The sequence below is a fragment of the Marinoscillum sp. 108 genome (assembly GCF_902506655.1).
GTDB lineage: Bacteria > Bacteroidota > Bacteroidia > Cytophagales > Cyclobacteriaceae > Marinoscillum > Marinoscillum luteum.
In genome coordinates this window covers 3219631-3241010 of sequence record NZ_LR734808.1, presented here as the reverse complement: position 1 = coordinate 3241010, position 21380 = coordinate 3219631, and the positions used below count along the sequence as shown (strand labels likewise).

The window sequence follows — 21380 nt, the reverse complement described above, 5'->3', positions numbered from 1 at the left end:
AACTCTCCGTTATCATCCTAGTATAAAACTTAGAACCAACTTCAATTGCCGTCTCAGTAAACTTCATTAGGCGTTCTTTTTGATAAAATCTTCAATTATCTGAGAAATGTAGTTGTAGTGATTCTTATTAAGTCCAGGCCATACCCCCAACCAGAATGAATCATTCATTACTTTATCTGTATTTTCAAATGTTCCAACGGTACGCTTTTCAATTCCAAGATAGGCTGGTTGTCTCATCAGATTGCCAGCAAACAAAAGTCTGGTTCCAATCTTATTATTTTCTAAGTGTTGCACTAGATCATGACGGTCGATTTCCACACCATCACGAATAGTCAACATGAACCCAAACCAGCTTGGATCTGAATTTGGTGTAGCTTCGGGCAAAATAAAATATTCTTCAAACTGTTTCATTGTTTTGTATAGCATCTGAAAATTTTCACGTCGCTTAGCGACAAACTGGTCTGCCTTTTGTAATTGACTCAATCCAATAGCTGCCTGCATATCGGTCACTTTGAGGTTAAACCCTATATGACTGTATGTGTATTTATGATCATAACCATAGGGCAAATCACCAAGTTGCCACTCAAAACGCTTTTTACAAGTATTGTCTTTTCCTGGATCACAGTAACAATCACGACCCCAATCCCGAAAACTCGCAGCGATCATTTTCAGTCGAGGATTATTTATTAAAACCGCTCCACCTTCCCCCATTGTAATATGGTGAGCAGGATAGAAGCTGACAGTAGCCAAGTCTCCAAATGTGCCCGTTTTTTGTCCATTAAATGTCGCTCCGAGAGAATCACAATCATCTTCGATTAGCCATAAATTATATTTTTTAGCGATTTCTGTCACTACAGCCAAATCAAAAGGATTACCAAGGGTATGTGCCATCATAATGGCCTTTGTCTTGGGTGAAATTGCCTGTTCCAATAACTCCACCTTTGCGTTATATGTAGGGATATCGATATCTAGAAATACTGGAACTGCACCAAATTGTATAATCGGGTTAACTGTAGTTGGAAATCCAGCAGCAACGGTTATCACCTCATCACCGGGCTTTATTGCCCGGTCACCCAGTTTCGGGGAAGTAAGTGTATAGAACGCTACCAAATCAGCTGATGATCCGCTATTTACCAAAATAGAGGACTTACTCCCAAAATATTTTGCAAACTCATATTCAAATTTTCTTCCAAATCTGCCTGCTGTTAACCAGCCATCCAGAACAGATTCAACACCATAGAGCAGGTCGTCTTCATCTAAGACCTTCCCTGTTACAGGAATATAATCAATACCTGGTGTAATTACCTGCTTTACTTTTTCAGCAGCAATCTTTCGAAGACTGCTTATTAGATGATCATCAATCAGGTTCGTAAATTTCATTCTGCTTTCTTTAAATATTTCGAAATATCTTTTAATAAAAGGTCTTTTGAATTTTGACCTGAAATAAAATCTTTATACCATTGAATGGTTAAATGAATGGCTTCTTTACTATCGAACTTTGGTTTCCAGCCTAATTCATTCAATGTTTTATTAATATCCAACTTTAGCAAACCCGCTTCATGGGGATCTTTATCGTTTGAGATATCCTTACTGGTTCCACTGCCCCAAATTTCAATTGCATGATCAACCAGCTTATTAACAGTAATGTTATCTTGCAATAAAGGACCAAAATTCCACGCTTTCGCAAATTGACAGGGGGTTTCAGATAATCTAGCTCCCAAGAGGAGATATCCTGCCAAAGGTTCAATCACGTGCTGCCAAGGTCTGACGGCTCTGGGATTTCTCATTTCCACTGTCTTATTTGACCTGAGTGCCTTGACAATATCTGGGATTATTCTATCTCGAGACCAATCACCTCCACCTATTACATTTCCTGCACGAGCAACCGCTATGGCTTTTTGGTGATATTGATATTGGTTTAGATTAAAGTACGAATTTCTAAATGAATCAATTAACAATTCGCAACATGCTTTACTAGAACTATACGGGTCATAACCTCCCAAACGATCTGTCTCACGATAAGGATAGTGCCACTCATTATTTAAATAAACCTTATCCGTAGTGATTAAAACTATAGCGCAAGGATTGTCTAATTTTTTTATGGCCATTAACAAATTACCAGTACCTATTACATTAGTTTGGTAAGTATCAATTGGATAATCATAAGAATAACGAACAAGCGGTTGAGCTGCTAGATGAAATACATAATCCGGTTCAAAATCAACGACTTCTGATTCGAGCCTCTCATAGTCACGAATGTCACCAATTTTAGACTCATGATTACCTTTAATTTCTAGGCTCTCAAAAAGATTTAGCCCATGCACAGGTTCAAGGCTATATCCCTTTACAATGGCTCCTATTTCGATTAGCCATGTTGTAAGCCATGATCCTTTAAATCCTGTATGACCGGTGATAAATACTCTTTTGCCAGCATATTTTTCCCTAAAATAATTTTCCACGCCGAAAGAAGTCATTGCTTTTAATTTATCCACGGAGCTTCACCCGACTCCCATAATTGCTCTAATTCCATTTTATCTCTTAAGGTATCCATTGGCTTCCAAAATCCAGTATGTTTATAAGCCACCATTTCGTTACTAGCTGCAATCCGCTCCATTGGAGTTCTCTCCCATATACTTTGGTCACCATCAATAAAATCAATAACCTCAGATTCACAAACAAAAAAACCACCATTGATCCAATTACCATCACCCTTAGGTTTTTCCAGAAAAGAGGTAACACTATCCTGTTTGTCTATGTTTAACGACCCAAATCTTCCTGATGGTTGCACAGCTGTTACAGTTAGTAACTTCTTATTTGTTCGGTGAAAGCTCATTAACTCTTGAATATTTACATTGCCAACCCCATCGCCATAGGTCAGCATAAAAGGTTCGTTGTTGAGATAATCCTTTACTCTTCGAATACGACCTCCGGTCATTGAGTCCGAACCTGTATCAATTAAACTTACCTTCCAAGGCTCAGCCTCTGACTTATGATACTCCACACCATTAGATACCATATCAAAGGTGACGTCAGACATGTGCAAGAAATAGTTAGCAAAGTATTCTTTGATAACATAGCCCTTGTATCCAAGGCAAATAATGAAGTCATTAAAACCATGCTGAGAATATGTTTTCATGACATGCCACAGAATTGGCTTTCCACCAATTTCGACCATAGGCTTAGGCTTCAATACTGTTTCCTCGCTCAATCTTGTCCCAAAACCGCCTGCTAAGATGACAACTTTCATTTTTTATCTGAATTTTTGAATATTGAAAATATTATGGCTATTATACCCCCAAAAAGAGACATGCCGATGAGAATTAAACCTCTCTTCGGTGAACTGTTTCCCACAGGCACCTTTACCGGCTCCAATATAGTAAACACTGGCGTTTCCTCCTTTACCTTAATCTTGGCCTGCTCAAGCTGAGTGGCCAAGCCCTTGTACACCTCAAAGGTGATGTTCATTTCGTTTTGGAGTCGCTGGTACTCTATCTGCACCAGGGAGCTGGTAATGTTCTTATTTCGATCCGTAAAACGAGCTAGCTGCTTTTGTTTGGCTTCATACTCCTTCTCGGCCTCTGCATAACGCTCCCGGATAAACTCCAGATTAACCTGCGCCTTTTCTACTTTGTAGTTGGTCACCTCACTGGTAAGCTTTTTTACCACCAGATCGGTTACCCGCGCCGCGGCATAGGGGTCTGGCATTTCGGTGGTTACGGTAATAATGCCCGTCTTATCATCTACAGAAACACTGATGCGCTCGCGGTATGTTTCTACCAGACTCCAATCTTCTTTGGTCAGGCGAATCAGGTCATCATTAGCTGGGTTGGAAGGCGCCACTTCCTCAGCAGTAAAGAGTCCCTTGATCTTTCCTGGCAGTCCAATGGTATACTCGGTGATGAAGCCAAAGAGTGACGGCCTGTCCATTTCCGTGAAGTACGTGTAGCTGCTCATTAGTGAATCGAGCTTTTCAAAGCGTATGGGTGTGTGGATAAGCTGTAGTTGAAAAGGGACGCTTTTTACAATTTCCGGATAGAGCTGAGGGGTGAGTGAGCCGGTGGTTCCCAGCCCCAAATCTATCCCTGCCAGGCCTGCCAAGCCACCGAGGCCACCGAGCTTGCCTTTTGTGCCTTCCTGGCTCTCGGGCATCAGCTTGCAGGAAGCTTCGTATTCCACTTTTGAGGCGAAAGAGATGATAAGACCAAGTACCACGAAGATGCCTGTTACTTTCAGGATGAAGCGGCGTTTGGACCAAATGACTCGTACGAGTTCGAGGAGGTCTATTTCGTCTTCTTGTATGATTTTTTTTGATTCTTTCATACTAATCGGAGCGCAAAGGTAAGCTTAAAAAATGAGGATTTCGGTAAAGGTTCATTTTGTCATGAAGTAGCAAACTGAAACAAACAAAAGCGTAACCCAGCATCACCTAGTCAAATTATTAATAATCAATGCTAACGTACCTATACCTGTGGTAATGCTAATAATCTCTCCGGGACTTAACTTTCTCCGCTCAGGCTTCCTTGGAATAATTATCTCCGCTCCAGGCTCTACCTTGGGATAGTCTTTAAACCACAGAAAACTTCGGGTCCGTTCGGCGCTACCGTTGGCATAAACCACGTAAGACTTGTTTCTCTTGGCGTTGTCTGCAAACCCCCCCGCCTTCGAAATAAATTGATTGAAGGAATTCGACTTATCAAACCGCACGGTACTTGGGTAGAGTACCTCACCACGTATTCTTACAGTTTGCAATTCCCTTGGTATACTGATCACATCCCCCTCCTTGAGGATCAGATCAAAACCAGAGCCGGGGTTTTCAAGAATTTCTACTAAACGGATCCCTATCGATTCCTGTGCCTTAAAAGCTTGTTGACTCTTATCCACGAGCGTATCCCGAGCTAACAGACCCTTCAATTCTTCTCTTCTAATCTTTGCCGCTTCATCCCCTTCATCATCTGAAACATAATACTCCGTTCGTCGAATCAGTGTCGCTCCTTTGGCGTAAGCGAAAGCCGTCAATCCCCCAGCACGCTTCAACACATCAGAGATGCGCTCGTTTTTAGTTTGCAAAGCGTATTTTCCGGGATATTGCACTTCTCCTTCAATCTCTATAATACTTTGTTTTTCATAGAAAGGTGACTTACGGATCACCACCAGATCAAAGGGTTTCAACTCAAATTGCGAACCAGTTGCATTCAACGACAAATTCTGATCAATTGGAAAATTGAAAATCTCAGATGCATTGCTCCCGTCTCCCATGTCCTCTGTAACCCTACGAGCCACCTCCACAAAAGACTTAGCTGCAGTTTCCTTAAAACCATTCGCCAGATAAATGAGATTCTCCACGGTCATCCCTTTTGCAAACGGATAATTGCCAGGGATCAACACCTCACCCTGAATAGACACCGTATAGTTCTCTTTCATGTCGAAAAGCGATTGAACCCTAATCAGATCTTCTGATTTCAATGCCAAATCAAAGGTTCCATTCAGTACTTCTTGAGGAGAAAAAGCCAAATTTGAAAGGGTTAAATCATCATTCTGCCTGATCACTATCGCTCTTGGCAAGAAGACATCTGCTCGGAATCCATCTGAAACAGCTATTAGATCAGACAACATCATGCCTTCTTTGAGTTCAAACTCACCGGGATGATTCACTGCTCCCTCTATCCGAACCCTTCCGATAAACTGATCCTGAATGGCCCCGATCTCAATATAATCCCCCCCCTGTAACTTAAATCCTGCAAAGTCCTCAGGTGATATGGTCTGGACGGTTTTTCGGTTTCCCAAATTTCTTCTTAGTGAAATGCTTGCCTGGTAGGCCATGGCGGTGAACCCGCCAGAGAACTCAAGGAGCTTTGATAAAGATTCCTCAGCCTTGATTTCATATATGGCCGGACGCTTCACCTCTCCATCAATGGAAATCCGATTGAGATAAGGCTTTACCAACAGTACATCCTGATCCTGAAGCATGATGTTTTGACCCTCGCCGTAAATCAAAAAACTATAAGCATCCAGGGTAGCCACTTTTTGCCCGCCCCTGAATACTTGAATATCTCTCAGTGAACCCTTATTATTCGGACCTCCCGCAAAATACAAGGCATTGAAGGCTGTCCCAAATGAGGACATTTGATAGGTTCCCGGCCGGTCTACTTCACCAATCACATTGACATTAATGGTTCTTGTTTGACCCAAACTCACCTGAGCATGAGTATTGTCCCCCAGAGTGCTGTAGATGGCTTTCAACTTGGACAAGATCCTTGATTCGGCCCGCTCCATAGAAAGTCCATTCAGATAAATAGGCCCCAAACTTGGAATAATGATAGACCCCTCTGGTGATACTTCTAATTGATAGGTCTGTTCTGAAGCGCCCCACACATCAATAATGATTTGGTCTCCAGGACCAATCTGATACCCTTTTGGAGTGGCGATACTTAAACTCGGCTCAAAGGTGAGGTTCTGATTCTTAAAAAAAGAAAGTCCAAAAATCTTTAATTCTGAATCATCCTTTAAGGTATCTAGTGGGAAAATAGATGCAAAGGGATCAAATGTTGACGACCGGTTTTCGTCGTTGGCCTGTCTATTGTAATCGATCGTTGAGGTTCTACCTCTAGATATTTCCTTACTTCCTCCTCCACTGCTTCCTGATTGAAGCTTTGCTATCCTTTGTCTAAGCTTGGAAAGCTGTGTAGATGACATCCCACGGGCTCTGGCAAGGACTTCAAGCTGTTGTTCCGAATACCCACTGGCCTCCATTTGGTCGATGAACTTCTGAACCTGCTCATCGCTCAGTTCATCTACATTCACATTCTGCAGATTTTGAATACTGGAAGCGTCCTGGGCTTTGGTGATCGCAACATGTGCAACGGTAATGATACAAACCAGAAAAATTCTGATAATGACTTTACTCATTCTATTTTCAAATTTCGGATGCAAAGGTAGTAAAACGATTGATGAATCTGATTGGTATGAAAAAAACCTGTTGACCTAGCTTTTTAACCGGCCAGTCACCAAAAAATGCGGATTCAACAGGTTCTGCTTGTTATAAGCCACCGGCTCATTGGTCCCTTTTACGATAACGGCGCCGCCAGCTTCCTCAACGATAATCTGGGCGGCTGCGGTATCCCATTCCATGGTGGGCGCATAACGCGGATACAGATCTGCCACCCCCTCCGCAATCATCAGCAATTTCAAGGAACTGCCCTTGGATAATGTCTGAGGCTCATTCAGTTCGTCCAGATAGGCCTGCGTTTCGTCATTCAAATGAGACCTGGAAGCCACTACATTGAGGCCTTTGTCACTCAAACTAAAGTGATTTGAACTTATGCGGTCACCATTTTTAAAGGAACCATCTCCTTTGACCGCCCAAAAAAGATCATTCAACACTGGTGTAAAAACCACCCCAAGTATGGCTCGATTCTCATGAATCAACGCAATGTTTACCGTGAACTCTCCATTTTTTTTGATAAACTCCTTGGTTCCGTCCAATGGATCAATCATCCAGAAGTAATCCCACTGGCTTCTCGTTTCATAGGGAATCGAATTTCCTTCTTCACTCAGAATGGGAATTCCTGTCGGCTCCAACTCCTTAACAATGGCCTGGTGTGATGCCTTATCTGCCAGGGTCAGAGGTGAGTGGTCAGATTTTGCCTCAATAGAAAAATCACCCGAGTCGTAAATACGAAGAATTTCTACACTCGCCTTTTGGGCGGCAATTTTGGCTATCTCTAAAAGGTTGTTAAAGTCCATACATGTAAAGAAAAGTCACCTGCACTCTATAATAGAATGCAGGTGACTGTTAGGTTATTGTTTTTGAATAAAATCAGATAATCATACCTGCTGCCACAGTCTCGTTGGTAGCATCGTCAACCAATATGATACTCCCTGTCTGTCTGTTTTTTCTGTAAGAATCCGCCAGAACTGGCTTGGTAGTCCTCAGCTGTACCCTACAAATATCATTCATCCCTACATTCTTGTCTTCCTCATTCCGGTGAAGGGTATTGATATCCAGCTTATATCGCACCTCTTTGATCATGGCTTTCATGTCAGCAGTGGTATGACGAAGCGTATACTTAGTCCTTGGCATAGGACCTTTCTGGTTCAACCAACAAAGCATCACTTCCAAATCCTGTTTTGCTTCGGGCTGATTATTAGTTCTCACCAGCATGTCTCCTCTGCTCACATCCACGTCATCCTCCAGTGTGATCGTCACCGACATGGGCGCATACGCCTCCTCGATAGGGCCATCAAAGGTTTCAATCGATTTGATTTTAGAACTAAATCCTGATGGCAGCACGGTCACTTCATCTCCAGGCTTGAAAATTCCTCCGGCTATGCGGCCGGCATACCCTCTATAGTCATGATACTTATCAGATTTAGGCCTGATAACCGTCTGTACAGGAAACCTGCAATCGATGTGGTTGTGATCGCTACCGATGTGCATATGTTCCAGGGTATAGAGCAAAGTAGAGCCTTCAAACCAGGACATATTCTCACTTCTGTTCACCACATTGTCCCCCTTCAATGCGCTGATAGGTATAAACCTCACATCCTTTACTTCCAATTTCGAAGCAAAATTCTCAAAGCTCTCTACGATATTGTCATAAACTTCCTGGCTATAATCCACCAGATCCATCTTATTGACACAAACCACGAGGTGTGGAATCTGAAGCAATGAAGCAATGATCGAGTGACGACAAGTCTGATCTACAACGCCATTTCTGGCATCTATAAGGATCAAAGCAACATTGGCCGTAGACGCCCCTGTGACCATGTTTCTGGTATACTGTATATGGCCCGGTGTATCCGCAATAATAAACTTCCGCTTGGGTGTAGCAAAGTATCGGTAGGCCACGTCAATGGTAATTCCTTGCTCACGCTCATCCTTTAGCCCGTCTGTCAGCAAAGCCAAATCTGCCCCTTCGAGTCCCTTTCGCTCACTTGACTGACGCACCTGCTCCATCTGATCCTCAAAAATCGATTTGGAATCAAATAACAGTCTTCCAATGAGGGTGCTCTTTCCATCATCCACACTGCCTGCGGTGGTGAATCGAAGTAGCTCCATGTCCAGGTAGCTATTCGCTTTGGCTGTTGGCTGTTCGCCTGTTTTGCTCATTTTAATTCAATTTATTCCTAAAAGAATTTAGTTGTTTTGCAATAATATCAAGATCATCAATTACAGATGAAAAATCTCTCTCTGATAAATGTCCCAACTTATTGGAAATAACCAGCTGGGTTTTAAGCTCAAAAGCCGACCCAATCGCAATTTCAATGAATCTCTTGAAATCCTTTTCTGATGATCGACTACATCCTTCGGCAAAATTAGAAGGCACTGAAACCGAAGCCCTTCTCAACTGGCTAACGAGTCCATATTTTTCTTCACCCGGATAGTTGGCTGTGAGGGAATAAATCTTCACTGATAAGCTGATTGCGTTATTCCAAACATCATACTTCGTAAAGTCCCTCATCTAGTTAGTTCAAAAGTCAAATAGCTTACAGCTATAGGCCAATACCTATACCTAGCCGCCAAAGCCTAATACCCAACAGCTAATGGCTAATCCACTAAAAATACCCCTGCCGCTTTCTGTCTTCCATAGCCGTCTCAGAGCGCTTGTCATCTTCCCTGTCTCCTCGTTCCGTGTTCCTTGCCGCGGCTACCTCTTCCACGATTTTTTCAAGGGTATCAGCATCTGACTCCACCCCGCCTGTAATGGTAATATCTCCCAGCGTTCGGAATCTTATGATCTTTTCCACCACTTCTTCTTTTGGATCAATCTGTATGAAATCCGAAACAGGAAGCCAGGTATTGCTTCGTCTGATCACCTTCCGCTTATGCGCGAAATACAATGAAGGGATGTCGATGTTCTCAGCCAAAATGTATTGCCAAACATCCATTTCCGTCCAATTGCTCAATGGAAACACCCTAAAGTGTTCACCATGGTGCTGCTTCCCATTGAAGATATTCCAAAGCTCAGGCCTTTGATTTTTAGGATCCCACTGACCAAATTCATCTCTGTGAGAAAAAAACCGTTCTTTGGCTCGTGCCTTCTCCTCATCCCGTCTTGCTCCACCTATGGCCGCATCGAATTGATTTTCCTCGATTGTATCCAGTAGTGTCACTGTCTGAATGGCATTTCTGGTGGCATTTTTACCTCGCTCCTCGGCCGCTCTGCCATCATTAATGGACTTTTGAACAGACCCTACTACCAGTTTTGCTCCGAGGGTCTCCACTAACTTATCCCGGAAATCGATGGTTTCAGGAAAATTGTGACCAGTATCGATATGCACCAATGGAAATGGAATCTTTGCAGGATGAAAGGCCTTTCTGGCAAGGTGGGTAACTACAATAGAATCTTTACCCCCAGAAAATAAAATGGCGGGATTTTCAAATTGCGCAAAAACCTCTCTCAAGACGTATATCGACTCTGCTTCTAACTCCTTAAGGTGCGTCAAATTATAGCTCTTCATTTGCTATTTTAATTTTGGTACTATTTGTTCGATCAATTCTTTAAGGGACTCCTCCACTGATTGGCCGGCAGTCCGTATGTGTACATCAGGATGTTCCGGGGTCTCAAAAGGAGAATCTATCCCTGTAAAATTCGGAATTTTTCCCGCTCTCGCCTTGGCATATAGGCCCTTCACATCTCTTTGTTCACACACCTCAATAGGTGTATCCACAAACACCTCAATGAAATTTTCTCCTCCCACTAAATCCCTGGCTTGCGCCCTATCTGCCCTAAACGGTGAGATAAAAGCCGTTAACACCACTACTCCGGCATCCACGAAAAGTTTAGACACTTCAGCAATCCGACGAATGTTCTCCACTCGGCTGGAATCAGAAAAATCCAGATCCTTATTCAAACCCGAACGCACATTATCTCCATCCAGAATATACGTACCATATCCCTGATTGAACAGGTAGACTTCAAAAGCACTTGCCAATGTTGATTTTCCAGATCCTGAAAGACCTGTAAACCAGATCAGTTTAGGTGCATAGCCGTTCTTCCGGACTCTGTCTTCCAGTTTAATGGCATGATCGTGCGGTATGATGTTTTCCTGGATACTCAATGTTTTGTTATTGAAACTGATTATTTATTCAGTTTTTTGACGAATTGTTGAAAAAAACAAACCATTAAAGGCGCGAATCTACAAATTCCTTAGGTAAAAGCCCCTTTACATCAAAAATTACTGATATATTATTTCGTATTGACGACCAGTCCAATTCCAGAAACTGACCGTGAGCGACTGCCAGTATAATCGCCTCGTAACTGCTGTAAACTGGTTCATTAAGCATATTTATACCATATTCTACTGACACTTCTACCTGATCCGCATTGGGGTCGAACACATCCGTATCCACCCCAAAGTCAACCAGTTCTCTGTAAATATCAATGACACGCGAGTTTCGGATATCCGGACAGTTCTCCTTGAAGGTGATTCCCAGAATCAGCACCTTTGTTTGCTGACTTAGCTTTTTCTTCTGTGAAAGCAACTTGATCGTCCGCTGGGCCACATAAGCTCCCATGTTGTCATTGATCTTCCTTCCCGAAAGAATCACCTGCGGATGATAACCCAACTCCTCAGCTTTATAGGTAAGGTAAAAGGGATCAACCCCGATACAATGCCCCCCTACAAGGCCAGGTGTGAATTTCAGAAAATTCCACTTGGTACCAGCAGCTTCCAAAACCTCCTGCGTGTCAATTCCCACTCTATCAAAGATCAAACTCAGCTCATTGACGAAGGCAATGTTAATGTCGCGCTGGGAATTTTCAATCACTTTCGCTGCCTCAGCCACTTTAATAGAAGAGGCTTTGTAGGTACCTGCAGTGACGATAGACTTATAAAAATGATCCACTGTTTCTGCAGCTTCCGGATTGCTCCCACTCGTAACTTTTAGGATGGTTGTCAGCCGGTGAACTTTATCTCCAGGATTGATCCTTTCCGGTGAATAGCCGCAGAAAAAGTCTTCATTGAATACCAGTCCACTCTTCTCGAGCTCCGGCACACATATCTCCTCTGTACAGCCAGGGTAAACTGTGGACTCATACACTACTATATCTCCCTTTTTCAAAAGGGATGAGATCATCCTGGAAGCACTAATTATCGGACTCAGATCTGGTTTTTTGTGCTGGTCCACAGGAGTGGGCACTGTAACAATGTAAAAATTGCAATCTGAAAGAGCTGACGGCTCTGAAGAAAAAGTGAGGTGCTTTGCGCCCAACAAATCCTCTTTATCCACCTCTTGAGTTCTATCGGTGCCTGCCTTCAGTTCCGATATTCTTGTGGTATTAATATCAAACCCGATTGTTTTGTATTTCCTCCCTGATTCCACTGCAAGTGGTAGTCCTACATATCCCAGACCTATGACAGCAATTTTGAATTCCATCACCTTCTAATTAACCTAGTACTTTTTTCTTGAAATACTCAAGGGTTGGTTTCAGGCCTTCGGACCGTGTATACTTAGGCTCCCACCCCAGTAGTTCCTTCGCCAGGGTAATATCCGGCTTGCGCTGCTTCGGATCATCTTTGGGCAGCGGGTTATAGCTGATCTTGGACTTGCTTCCTGTCAACCGGATGATCTCCTCGCCGAACTCGTTAATGGTGATCTCTTCCGGATTACCAATATTCACGGGGCTGGCATAATCGCTTTTCAATAATCGATAAATCCCCTCCACCAAATCATCTACATAGGTAAATGACCTTGTCTGAGAACCATCCCCAAAAGCCGTCAGGTCTTCGCCTTTAAGAGCTTGGGAAATAAATGCCGGCAGCACCCTGCCATCGTCCAACCTCATTCTGGGGCCAAACGTGTTGAAGATTCGTACAATTCTCGTCTCCAAGCCATGAAAAGTATGATAAGCCATAGTCAGAGCCTCTTGAAATCGTTTGGCTTCATCGTAAACTCCTCTGGGACCCACGGGATTGACATTACCCCAATAATCCTCTGTCTGAGGATGCACCAACGGATCCCCATATACCTCAGAGGTAGAAGCGATAAGCATCCGAGCTCCTTTATCCTTAGCCAGGCCCAGGCAATTTAATGTACCAAGGGAGCCTACCTTCATGGTCTGAATAGGCATCTTCAGGTAATCAATTGGACTAGCCGGAGAAGCAAAGTGGAGAATGTACTCAAGGTCTCCTGCCACGTGTACAAACTTAGACACATCATGGTGTTGGAACTCAAAATCCTTGTGTCCCATCAAATGCTCTATATTGGAAATGTCGCCGGTAAGCAAATTATCCATGGCTACTACTGCGTAACCTTCAGCGATAAAGCGATCACATAAATGCGAACCCAAAAAACCTGCTCCTCCTGTTATTAATACTTTCTTCTTTGTCATTCTAATTAAATAATTCAGCTTTTGACATCAGGGACTGATGTTGATCTTTTGTGGAAATCTTTGGCGTTCCATTTATGCCCCAATCAATATTTAAATCAGGATCATTATATATGATTCCCCGTTCACTTTCGGGTGAATAAGAATTGTCCACCGCATAATAGAAAATGGTTTCATCCGCTAAGGTATAATAGCCATGGGCAAATCCTTTTGGGATCAGTAAAAAAGTGTCCTGTGTACTGATCTCGATTTTGAGAGACTGACCAAATGTGGGCGAGGATTTTCTGATATCCACCACCACATCAACTACAGCTCCCGAAATCACCCCCACCAGCTTGGTTTGTCCAAAGGGTGCTACCTGATAATGGAGGCCACGCAAAACATTTTTCTCAGATTTGGCAAAGTTAATCTGCTTTACGTCAAAATGAATGCCTTGCTCGGCCAGTCCTTTCTGGTTGAATGATTCCAGAAAAAATCCTCGTTCATCACCAAAAACTTTGGTTTTTATGATGAAGCAATCCTTCAATGCTGTCTCAATCACTTCCATTTTGGTACCTGAAGTAAGTATTCCCCATATCCACTTTTCAATAGTGGCTCCGCCAGCGCTTCCAACTGTTTCTGGGTGATGAAACCCATTTTGAAAGCAACCTCCTCAATACAACCTATTTTTAACCCTTGACGCTCCTCGATCGCTCTAACAAATTCACCAGCCTGCATAAGTGATTTGAAAGTGCCGGTATCCAGCCAGGCCGTTCCCCTATCCAGCTTCTCTACCCTTAACTTTCCGGCCTTTAGGTATTGGTTGTTGACCTCCGTGATTTCAAGCTCGCCCCTTGAGCTGGGCTTGATACTCTTGGCTATGCCCACCACTTCATTGTCGTAGAAATACAATCCGGGCACGGCGTAGTTTGATTTGGGATTGGCTGGCTTTTCCTCTATTGAGAGCACCCGACCATGCTCGTCAAAGTCAACCACTCCGTAGCGCTGTGGGTCTGTCACATGATAGGCAAAAACGATTCCCCCAGTGGGATCAGCACATGCCTGTAACTTTTTGGAGAATCCTGAAGCATAAAATATGTTATCCCCAAGCACAAGAGCAACGGTGTCAGCACCAATGAACTCCTCACCAATGATAAATGCCTGTGCCAGACCTTCAGGCTTTTCCTGAACCGCGTAGGAAAACTTACAGCCCAGATTTTCTCCATTGCCTAAGAGTTCCTCAAATACGGGTAAATCTCTTGGGGTAGAAATGATCAATATCTCCCGGATACCAGCCAGCATGAGCACTGAAAGAGGATAATAGATCATCGGCTTGTCATAAACAGGCAGAATCTGCTTACTAATGGCATGTGTCAAAGGGTGCAGTCTCGTACCTGAGCCGCCGGCTAGTATGATTCCTTTCATTGCTGGTAATGTGCGTTATAATAATTTTGATACTCCCCCGAAGTGACATCTGACAACCAATCCTGATTTTCCAGATACCAGTCGACCGTTTTCTCCAGCCCTTCTTCAAACTGTAGGGATGGCTCCCAACCGAGTTCATTTTTAAGTTTGGATGCATCAATGGCATACCTCAAATCATGACCAGCCCTGTCGGTGACGAATGTGATCAGTCGATCAGAAGTGCCAGGCACATGGCCAAGTTTCCGGTCCATAATCTTGCAGAGCAGTCTCACTAAATCAATATTGGTCCATTCGTTGAAACCACCAATATTATAGGTCTCGCCAGTTTTCCCTTTGTGGTAGATCACGTCAATGGCGATCGCATGATCCTCCACAAACAACCAATCCCGGATGTTCTCGCCTTTTCCATATACGGGGATTGACTTCCCTTGCTGAATATTATGTATGGTAAGTGGGATCAACTTTTCCGGAAAATGAAAAGACCCATAGTTGTTAGAGCAATTGGAGATAATGACAGGTAGTTGGTAGGTATTGTGATACGCCCGCACAAAATGATCCGATGCAGCCTTGGAAGCCGAATAGGGCGATTTTGGATCGTATGGTGTAGCCTCGGTAAAGTAACCTTCCGCTCCTAGAGAACCATATACCTCATCCGTTGAGACATGATAAAAACGCTTGCCTGGTTTTCCTTTCCAATTAGCCTTCGCTGCGTTGAGAAGGGTTACCGTTCCCAAGACATTAGTTTCCACAAAGGCCATCGGATTACTGATGGATCGGTCCACATGTGATTCTGCAGCCAGGTGAATGACCCCATCAAAATCATTTTTTTCGAAAAGCTCCTCCAACAGAGAAGCATCGCAAATATCTCCCTTAATAAAGGTATAATTAGGAGCAGCCTCGACATCACGAAGGTTCTCAAGATTCCCTGCGTAGGTCAATTTGTCCAGATTGAAAACATGGTACTCAGGGTATTTTTTTACGAACAATCGGACCACATGAGATCCTATGAAGCCTGCTCCCCCTGTGATAAGCACTTTTTTCATTCCTCAATTTATAGATTATAGTACTCCCTGTACCAGTCCATGAAGTTATTAATTCCTGTCTCAATACTTGTCGAAGGCTTATAGCCCACGGCTTCCTCAAGCGCTGAAACATCCGACACGCTTGATGGTACATCCCCGGTCTGGAGAGGTAAGAAATTGATTTTAGCCTTTTTCCCAATCTTCTTCTCAATCGCCTCAATAAAATCCATCAATTTGACAGGCGAATTGTTTCCAATATTGAATATCCGGTAGGGTCCAAAACTTGTACTGGGATTAGGATCATTGGAGTCCCATGCCGGATCAGGAAGGCTTGGCTGGGGCAATAACCTGCAAATGCCCTCAAGTATATCATCTACATAAGTGAAATCCCGGAGCATCTGCCCATTGTTATAAACATCTATGGGTTCATCTTTGAGCATTTTGGTAGCGAATATGAACATGGCCATATCGGGCCTGCCCCAGGTACCGTAGGCCGAGAAAAACCTCAATCCAGTAGTAGGAATGTTATAATTCACCGAATAAGCATGAGCCATGAGCTCATTGGCCTTCTTTGTCACGGCATATAGAGAGACCGGGTGGTCAATATTGTGTTTTTCGGAAAAAGGCAAATTGGTATTTGCGCCGTACACCGAACTGGAGGACGCATATACAAGGTGCTTAATTCCGAACTTTTTACAAGCTTCAAGAATATTCAGGAAAGCAGTGAGATTGTAATCAATATAATCCTGCGGGTGTGTCAGTGAATGCCTCACGCCAGCCTGCGCCGCGAGATTCACGGCATATTGAAAGCCATGCTTCTCAAAACATTCGAACACCTTAGGTTTGTCCATCAGGTTGAAGCGGTAAAAGGTAAATCCCTCGAACGCTTCGAGTATTTTAAGCCGATCTTCCTTGAGCTGAAGATCATAGTAGTCATTGACCATATCTATGCCTACAACCTGATAACCTTCGTTCAATAATCGGCGGGCTAAATGAAATCCTATAAAACCGGCTGTACCGGTGACCAAAATGGGTGTCTGCTTCTCCAAGGGATTTTTTTTATGCAATGCTAAAATCATTGTGCCCTTTTTACAAGTAATCATGAGCATTGTAAGGTTTTTAACTCTTAATTTTGCCACATGCTCAAGCAACTGAGATGGTTGATTTACAAAGATTTACAAATAGACTGGCGCTCGAAATACCCGCTGGCGGGCATTCTGCTGTATATCACCTCACTGATCATCACCAGTTACCTGTCCTTCACGGGCTTTATTGAGCCCAAAACCTGGAACGCGCTTTTTTGGCTCATTTTACTCTTTATCTCCATCAATGCCGTGGCAAAGAGCTTCTCACAAGAGGAAGACCGAACGCTTTACTATTTTCATCTGATCAGACCGGAGCGCATCATTCTAGCCAAGCTCATCTATTATAGCCTCTACCAATGGCTTCTCATCGGAGGAGCATTGTTGGTCTATACCATTTTCCTGGGCTTTCCGGTAAAGGAAATGACACCTTTTCTGGTCAACCTTTTGGTGGGTTCATTTGGTTTATCCTCTGCATTTACCATGGTTTCATCAATTGCCAGCAAAACCAACAATAATGCTGTGATGATGGCCATTTTAGGATTTCCAGTCATCATACCTATCCTTATACTAGCCATTTCCAATTCCAAGACGATTGTTTTGGGCGGATCTTGGAGTGACATAAACGACAACCTGATTACACTCCTGAGCGTGAATGTTATTATCATTGCGCTCTCTTATATACTGTTTCCTTTTACCTGGAAATCCTAGCTATGAATTATCTTTTGAAGACGGACTGGTGGAAGTGGCTGGCAATGATTTTACTAGCCTATATAGTAGTGGGTGGCCTTCTTTTTACGGTACCACGTCTTCCTATTCTGAATGAAACCATCCGCGTGCTTCACTTCCATGTACCGATGTGGTTTGGCATGCTTTTTTTGTTTTTGGCTTCCGTGATCCACTCCATCCGCTATTTATCAAATGGTGAACACAAGCACGACATTATCAGTAGCCAACTGGCCACTGTCGGCATTCTATTTGGGGTGTTGGGGATGGTCACCGGCATGTTCTGGGCCACTTTCACCTGGGGCGAACCGTGGAGTAGCGATCCCAAGCAGAACGCTTCAGCCATTGGGCTACTCATCTACTTTGCATACTTCATTTTGCGAGGATCTCTTCAGGATGAACAGCAAAAAGCCCGGATTTCAGCAGTATATAACATTTTCGCATTTGCAGCCTTGATCCCGTTGCTCTTTATCCTCCCCAGGATGACAGACAGCCTGCATCCTGGCAACGGTGGAAACCCGGGATTTAATGCCTATGATCTGGACAGCAACCTCAGAATGGTTTTTTACCCAGCCGTGATTGGCTGGACACTCCTCGGCTTTTGGGTGACTACCATTAAAATCCGATATGCGCTTTTAATTCAAAAAACAGATGATTAACCTCATGTACTTACTACCGAACTTATTGAACAGCCTGGGGGTTGTTTTGAGCACCATCCTCTTGCAGATTCCCATGGCGGACACTTTTCGAAGTGAAGGGAAAATATATGTGGTCCTGGCGGTGGTCCTGATCATATTGGGCGGTTTATTTTATTACCTGCTGAGGATCGACAGGAAACTGAAGAAATTGGAAGAAGACATCAATAAAAAATAACCCATGAAAAAGAGTCACATTTTTGGAATCATCATCATCGCTATTGCCATAGTGGTCATCATGACCACCGCAGGTGACGCCAGTGCCTATGTCACTTTCGAGGACGCCAAAGCACTGGCCGAAAAGGGTAACAACAACAAAATCCACGTGGTAGGCAAGCTCAAAAAGACTTCAGAAGGAGAAGTAGTTGGGATCGAAAGCAGCCCGGATATGCTTTCCTTCAAATTTGAAATGCTGGATGAGAACAATGTTTCTCAAGTCGTGTATTACCCTAACCCCATGCCCACGGACTTTCTTCGTTCTGAGCAGGTAGTGGTGGTGGGAGCCTACCAAAACGGAAATTTTGTAGCAGACAAAATATTACTCAAATGCCCTTCTAAATACCAGGAAGAAGGCGTCAATGTATAATCTATGATTCACTACTTCCCGGGCAACTTGGGCCACCTCCTGGTTATATTGGCGTTCGTATCAGCCATAGTTGCCACTTACGCTTTTGCCAAAAACATCAATGACAATGAGCAGAAATGGACCCGATTTGCCAAAGGGGCCTTTTATGTACATGCCATAGCTATATTCAGCATAGTGATCACCCTCTTCGTGATGATCTCAGGTCACATGTTTGAGTACCATTATGTTTACAACTACACCTCCAAATTCCTGCCACCATACTATCAGGTGTCCAGCTTTTGGAATGGCCAGGAAGGATCCTTCCTACTCTGGATGTTTTGGAATGCGGTCCTAGGCCTCATCCTGATTCACACCAACAAATCCTGGAGACCGTCCCTCATGGCGGTATTTACCTTTACTCAGGTATTTCTGGTTTCCATGATTATGGGGGTAGTGATTTTCGATGTGAAGATCGGGAGCTCCCCTTTCATCCTACTAAGAGATGTTGTGAGCGATGCCATATTCCGGATTCAACCAGACTTTATCCCAGAAGATGGACGAGGATTGAACCCTCTGCTTCAAAATTATTGGATGGTCATTCACCCTCCTACCCTGTTTCTTGGTTTTGCCACTACGGTCATCCCCTTTGCTTATGCTATAGCAGGATTGATCACGGGCAAATACAAAGAATGGATCAGGCCAGCCCTTCCATGGGCTCAGTTCTCAGCAGCAGTACTTGGTGTGGGCATTTTGATGGGAGCCTACTGGGCCTACGAGACCTTGAACTTTGGTGGCTACTGGAACTGGGACCCTGTAGAAAATGCCATTTACGTACCATGGCTCGTCATGGTGGCAGGCATTCATACCATGATAGCTTTCAAGAAAAGTGATGCCGCACTTAAGGCTTCCATTATCTTGATTCTGTCTACCTATGTACTCATCGTGTATTCCACCTTCCTCACAAGAAGTGGAGTATTGGGCAACGCCTCAGTACACTCTTTTACTGACCTGGGACTCTCAGGGCAGTTGCTCATCTACTTGTTTGTGTTCACTGGTCTGTCCATATTTTTGGCGGCCAGGGCCTGGAAAAATATTCCAGAGAGTAAAGAGGAGACCTCTGCCTATTCACGTGAATTTTGGATTTTCATGGGAGCCACTGTGCTTTCACTAATGGCATTTCAGGTCATCATCCCCACCTCCATTCCGGTCTGGAACGAAATCGTGGAAGCCTTCGGAGGCTCTTCCAATATGGCACCTCCTGCAGATCAGGTAGGCTTTTACACGCAGTTTCAGCTTTACTTTGCCATACTATTGGCCGTACTTTCAGGAACCGGCCAGTTTTTTTGGTGGAAAAAGATCGATGGCAAAAAACTCAAACAAGAGCTCACTGTGCCAGTGATGCTTTCATTGGTGGTAACCGCCCTGATTTTCATTCTGGCCAAAGTCCAGAACATCTGGTATCTATTATTACTGACGGCTTCCGTATATTCTATTTTTGCCAATGGGAAAATTCTCATCTCAGTAGCCAGGTCCAACATAAAGCTCTCAGGCGGGTCCATTGCCCACATCGGGGTGGCCATGATGCTGATTGGTATTCTGTTCAGCTCGGGGTATTCCAAAATACTTTCGAAAAACAACACGGGTCTGCTCTGGAGTAAAGAATTTCCGGATGAGGTCAACCAAAACAATCTCCTCTTATTTCTCAATGAGCCAAGGCAGATGGCAGGCTACTCCCTCAACTACAAGGGACTGAGGAAGCTGACCAAAAACTCGGGTTATGTAGACATCAACGACATTGCAGGAGCCATCAGCCCACTACAGCTGGTAATGGGTAATGACAGCCGATCGAGCACCGATGTAGCCCTCAAAAAAGGAGATACCATAGCCATCATCAATCCTGAAAACAGCTACTTCGAAATAGAATATAGCAAGTTGGATGGGAGCAAATTCACGCTTTTCCCGAGGGTGCAAATCAATGAAACAATGGACATGATTGTGTACTCGCCCGATATCAGCCGTACCCTCAAAGCTGACCTCTATACACATGTGAGAACCTTTCCCGACCCGGAACAAACTGTGGAGTGGAGTGAAATTCAAGAAATCACCGTGACTCCCGGAGATCAGTTTTTCATCAATGACTATGTGGCAAGGTTTATCGACATGGTGCCCGTATCGCGCATAGAAGGAGTGGAAATGGGCCCATCGGACGTAGCAGTGAAAGCGATCATCGAAATAGAAGGTGAACAAAAAACGTATACTGCCGAGCCTATTTATATCATCAAGGACAAAATGGCCGGCCGTATTCCCGATGTGGTCAGTGATCTTGCCTCCAGAATCACGATTCAGTCCATCAGGCCAGAAGAGAATAGCTTTGTTTTTGGTCTGAGTACCACGCAAAAAGACTGGATCATCATAGAGGCAGTAGAAAAGCCATGGATCAATATCCTCTGGTCGGGCACGTTACTACTCGTTATCGGTTTTGGTATCGCTATCAACAGACGCTACACTGAGTTTAAAAAGATGCGTGACAAAGGAATGGAGTAATTTGCATGGTC

General features: G+C 43.8%; 21 protein-coding genes. 5 read left to right on the top strand and 16 right to left on the bottom strand.

Annotated elements, in window-relative coordinates; all coding sequences use genetic code 11:
* Positions 1 to 66 precede the first annotated feature (66 nt).
* The 16 genes from rfbH to GV030_RS13055 all read right to left on the bottom strand — a co-directional run bounded on the left by rfbH (position 67) and on the right by GV030_RS13055 (position 16806).
* The gene (gene rfbH / locus GV030_RS13130; protein ID WP_159582766.1) at positions 67 to 1380 is read right to left on the bottom strand and encodes a lipopolysaccharide biosynthesis protein RfbH; all 1314 of its coding nucleotides are present in this window, start codon (positions 1378 to 1380) and stop codon (positions 67 to 69) included.
* Entirely contained in the window at positions 1377 to 2492 is a 1116-nt protein-coding gene (gene rfbG / locus GV030_RS13125) for a CDP-glucose 4,6-dehydratase (protein ID WP_255465387.1), read from the bottom strand. Before rfbG ends, rfbH begins: the two co-directional genes overlap by 4 nt.
* Positions 2480 to 3247 carry a glucose-1-phosphate cytidylyltransferase gene (gene rfbF, locus GV030_RS13120; RefSeq protein ID WP_159582765.1) on the bottom strand — a complete coding sequence of 256 codons (768 nt, stop codon included), beginning with the start codon at positions 3245 to 3247 and terminating at the stop codon, positions 2480 to 2482. Before rfbF ends, rfbG begins: the two co-directional genes overlap by 13 nt.
* The gene (locus tag GV030_RS13115; RefSeq protein WP_159582764.1) at positions 3244 to 4320 is read right to left on the bottom strand and encodes a Wzz/FepE/Etk N-terminal domain-containing protein; all 1077 of its coding nucleotides are present in this window, start codon (positions 4318 to 4320) and stop codon (positions 3244 to 3246) included. The genes rfbF and GV030_RS13115 overlap by 4 nt, the downstream gene beginning before the upstream one ends.
* A 102-nt stretch (positions 4321 to 4422) precedes the next feature.
* Positions 4423 to 6906, bottom strand: a complete 2484-nt coding sequence (locus GV030_RS13110) for an SLBB domain-containing protein (RefSeq protein ID WP_159582763.1) — start codon at positions 6904 to 6906, stop codon at positions 4423 to 4425.
* Positions 6907 to 6981: 75 nt separating this feature from the next.
* Positions 6982 to 7743 carry a 3'(2'),5'-bisphosphate nucleotidase CysQ gene (gene cysQ / locus GV030_RS13105; protein ID WP_159582762.1) on the bottom strand — a complete coding sequence of 254 codons (762 nt, stop codon included), beginning with the start codon at positions 7741 to 7743 and terminating at the stop codon, positions 6982 to 6984.
* Between the two features lie 73 nt (positions 7744 to 7816).
* On the bottom strand, positions 7817 to 9109 hold the full coding sequence (cysN, locus tag GV030_RS13100) for a sulfate adenylyltransferase subunit CysN (protein WP_159582761.1): 1293 nt from the start codon (positions 9107 to 9109) through the stop codon (positions 7817 to 7819).
* Position 9110: 1 nt separating this feature from the next.
* Positions 9111 to 9461, bottom strand: a complete 351-nt coding sequence (locus GV030_RS13095; RefSeq protein WP_159582760.1) for a four helix bundle protein — start codon at positions 9459 to 9461, stop codon at positions 9111 to 9113.
* Between the two features lie 94 nt (positions 9462 to 9555).
* Positions 9556 to 10461 carry a sulfate adenylyltransferase subunit CysD gene (gene cysD, locus GV030_RS13090; protein ID WP_159582759.1) on the bottom strand — a complete coding sequence of 302 codons (906 nt, stop codon included), beginning with the start codon at positions 10459 to 10461 and terminating at the stop codon, positions 9556 to 9558.
* Between the two features lie 3 nt (positions 10462 to 10464).
* On the bottom strand, positions 10465 to 11055 hold the full coding sequence (gene cysC / locus GV030_RS13085) for an adenylyl-sulfate kinase (RefSeq protein WP_370519073.1): 591 nt from the start codon (positions 11053 to 11055) through the stop codon (positions 10465 to 10467).
* A 70-nt stretch (positions 11056 to 11125) separates the two neighbouring features.
* On the bottom strand, positions 11126 to 12379 hold the full coding sequence (locus tag GV030_RS13080; protein ID WP_159582758.1) for a nucleotide sugar dehydrogenase: 1254 nt from the start codon (positions 12377 to 12379) through the stop codon (positions 11126 to 11128).
* Between the two features lie 10 nt (positions 12380 to 12389).
* A complete protein-coding gene (locus tag GV030_RS13075) occupies positions 12390 to 13334 on the bottom strand; it encodes a UDP-glucuronic acid decarboxylase family protein (protein WP_159582757.1) in 945 nt (314 codons plus the stop codon).
* A 1-nt stretch (position 13335) separates the two neighbouring features.
* Positions 13336 to 13878, bottom strand: coding sequence for a dTDP-4-dehydrorhamnose 3,5-epimerase (gene rfbC, locus GV030_RS13070; RefSeq protein WP_159582756.1), 543 nt, complete (start codon positions 13876 to 13878; stop codon positions 13336 to 13338).
* On the bottom strand, positions 13869 to 14735 hold the full coding sequence (gene rfbA, locus GV030_RS13065) for a glucose-1-phosphate thymidylyltransferase RfbA (protein ID WP_159582755.1): 867 nt from the start codon (positions 14733 to 14735) through the stop codon (positions 13869 to 13871). The genes rfbC and rfbA overlap by 10 nt, the downstream gene beginning before the upstream one ends.
* Entirely contained in the window at positions 14732 to 15778 is a 1047-nt protein-coding gene (rfbB, locus tag GV030_RS13060) for a dTDP-glucose 4,6-dehydratase (RefSeq protein WP_159582754.1), read from the bottom strand. Before rfbB ends, rfbA begins: the two co-directional genes overlap by 4 nt.
* A gap of 8 nt (positions 15779 to 15786) precedes the next feature.
* The gene (locus tag GV030_RS13055; RefSeq protein WP_255465386.1) at positions 15787 to 16806 is read right to left on the bottom strand and encodes an NAD-dependent epimerase; all 1020 of its coding nucleotides are present in this window, start codon (positions 16804 to 16806) and stop codon (positions 15787 to 15789) included.
* Between the two features lie 90 nt (positions 16807 to 16896).
* Between GV030_RS13055 and GV030_RS13050 the strand changes: the two genes are divergently transcribed.
* The 5 genes from GV030_RS13050 to GV030_RS13030 are packed head-to-tail and all read left to right on the top strand — an operon-like array spanning position 16897 to position 21369.
* A complete protein-coding gene (locus tag GV030_RS13050; RefSeq protein WP_159582752.1) occupies positions 16897 to 17550 on the top strand; it encodes a heme exporter protein CcmB in 654 nt (217 codons plus the stop codon).
* Positions 17551 to 17564: 14 nt separating this feature from the next.
* The gene (gene ccsA / locus GV030_RS13045; protein WP_255465471.1) at positions 17565 to 18224 is read left to right on the top strand and encodes a cytochrome c biogenesis protein CcsA; all 660 of its coding nucleotides are present in this window, start codon (positions 17565 to 17567) and stop codon (positions 18222 to 18224) included.
* A gap of 4 nt (positions 18225 to 18228) precedes the next feature.
* A complete protein-coding gene (locus tag GV030_RS21490) occupies positions 18229 to 18438 on the top strand; it encodes a CcmD family protein (protein ID WP_221413340.1) in 210 nt (69 codons plus the stop codon).
* Between the two features lie 3 nt (positions 18439 to 18441).
* Entirely contained in the window at positions 18442 to 18846 is a 405-nt protein-coding gene (locus tag GV030_RS13035; protein ID WP_159582750.1) for a cytochrome c maturation protein CcmE, read from the top strand.
* A 3-nt stretch (positions 18847 to 18849) separates the two neighbouring features.
* Complete coding sequence (locus GV030_RS13030) at positions 18850 to 21369, top strand: heme lyase CcmF/NrfE family subunit (protein WP_159582749.1); 2520 nt, start codon at positions 18850 to 18852, stop codon at positions 21367 to 21369.
* Positions 21370 to 21380 lie beyond the last annotated feature (11 nt).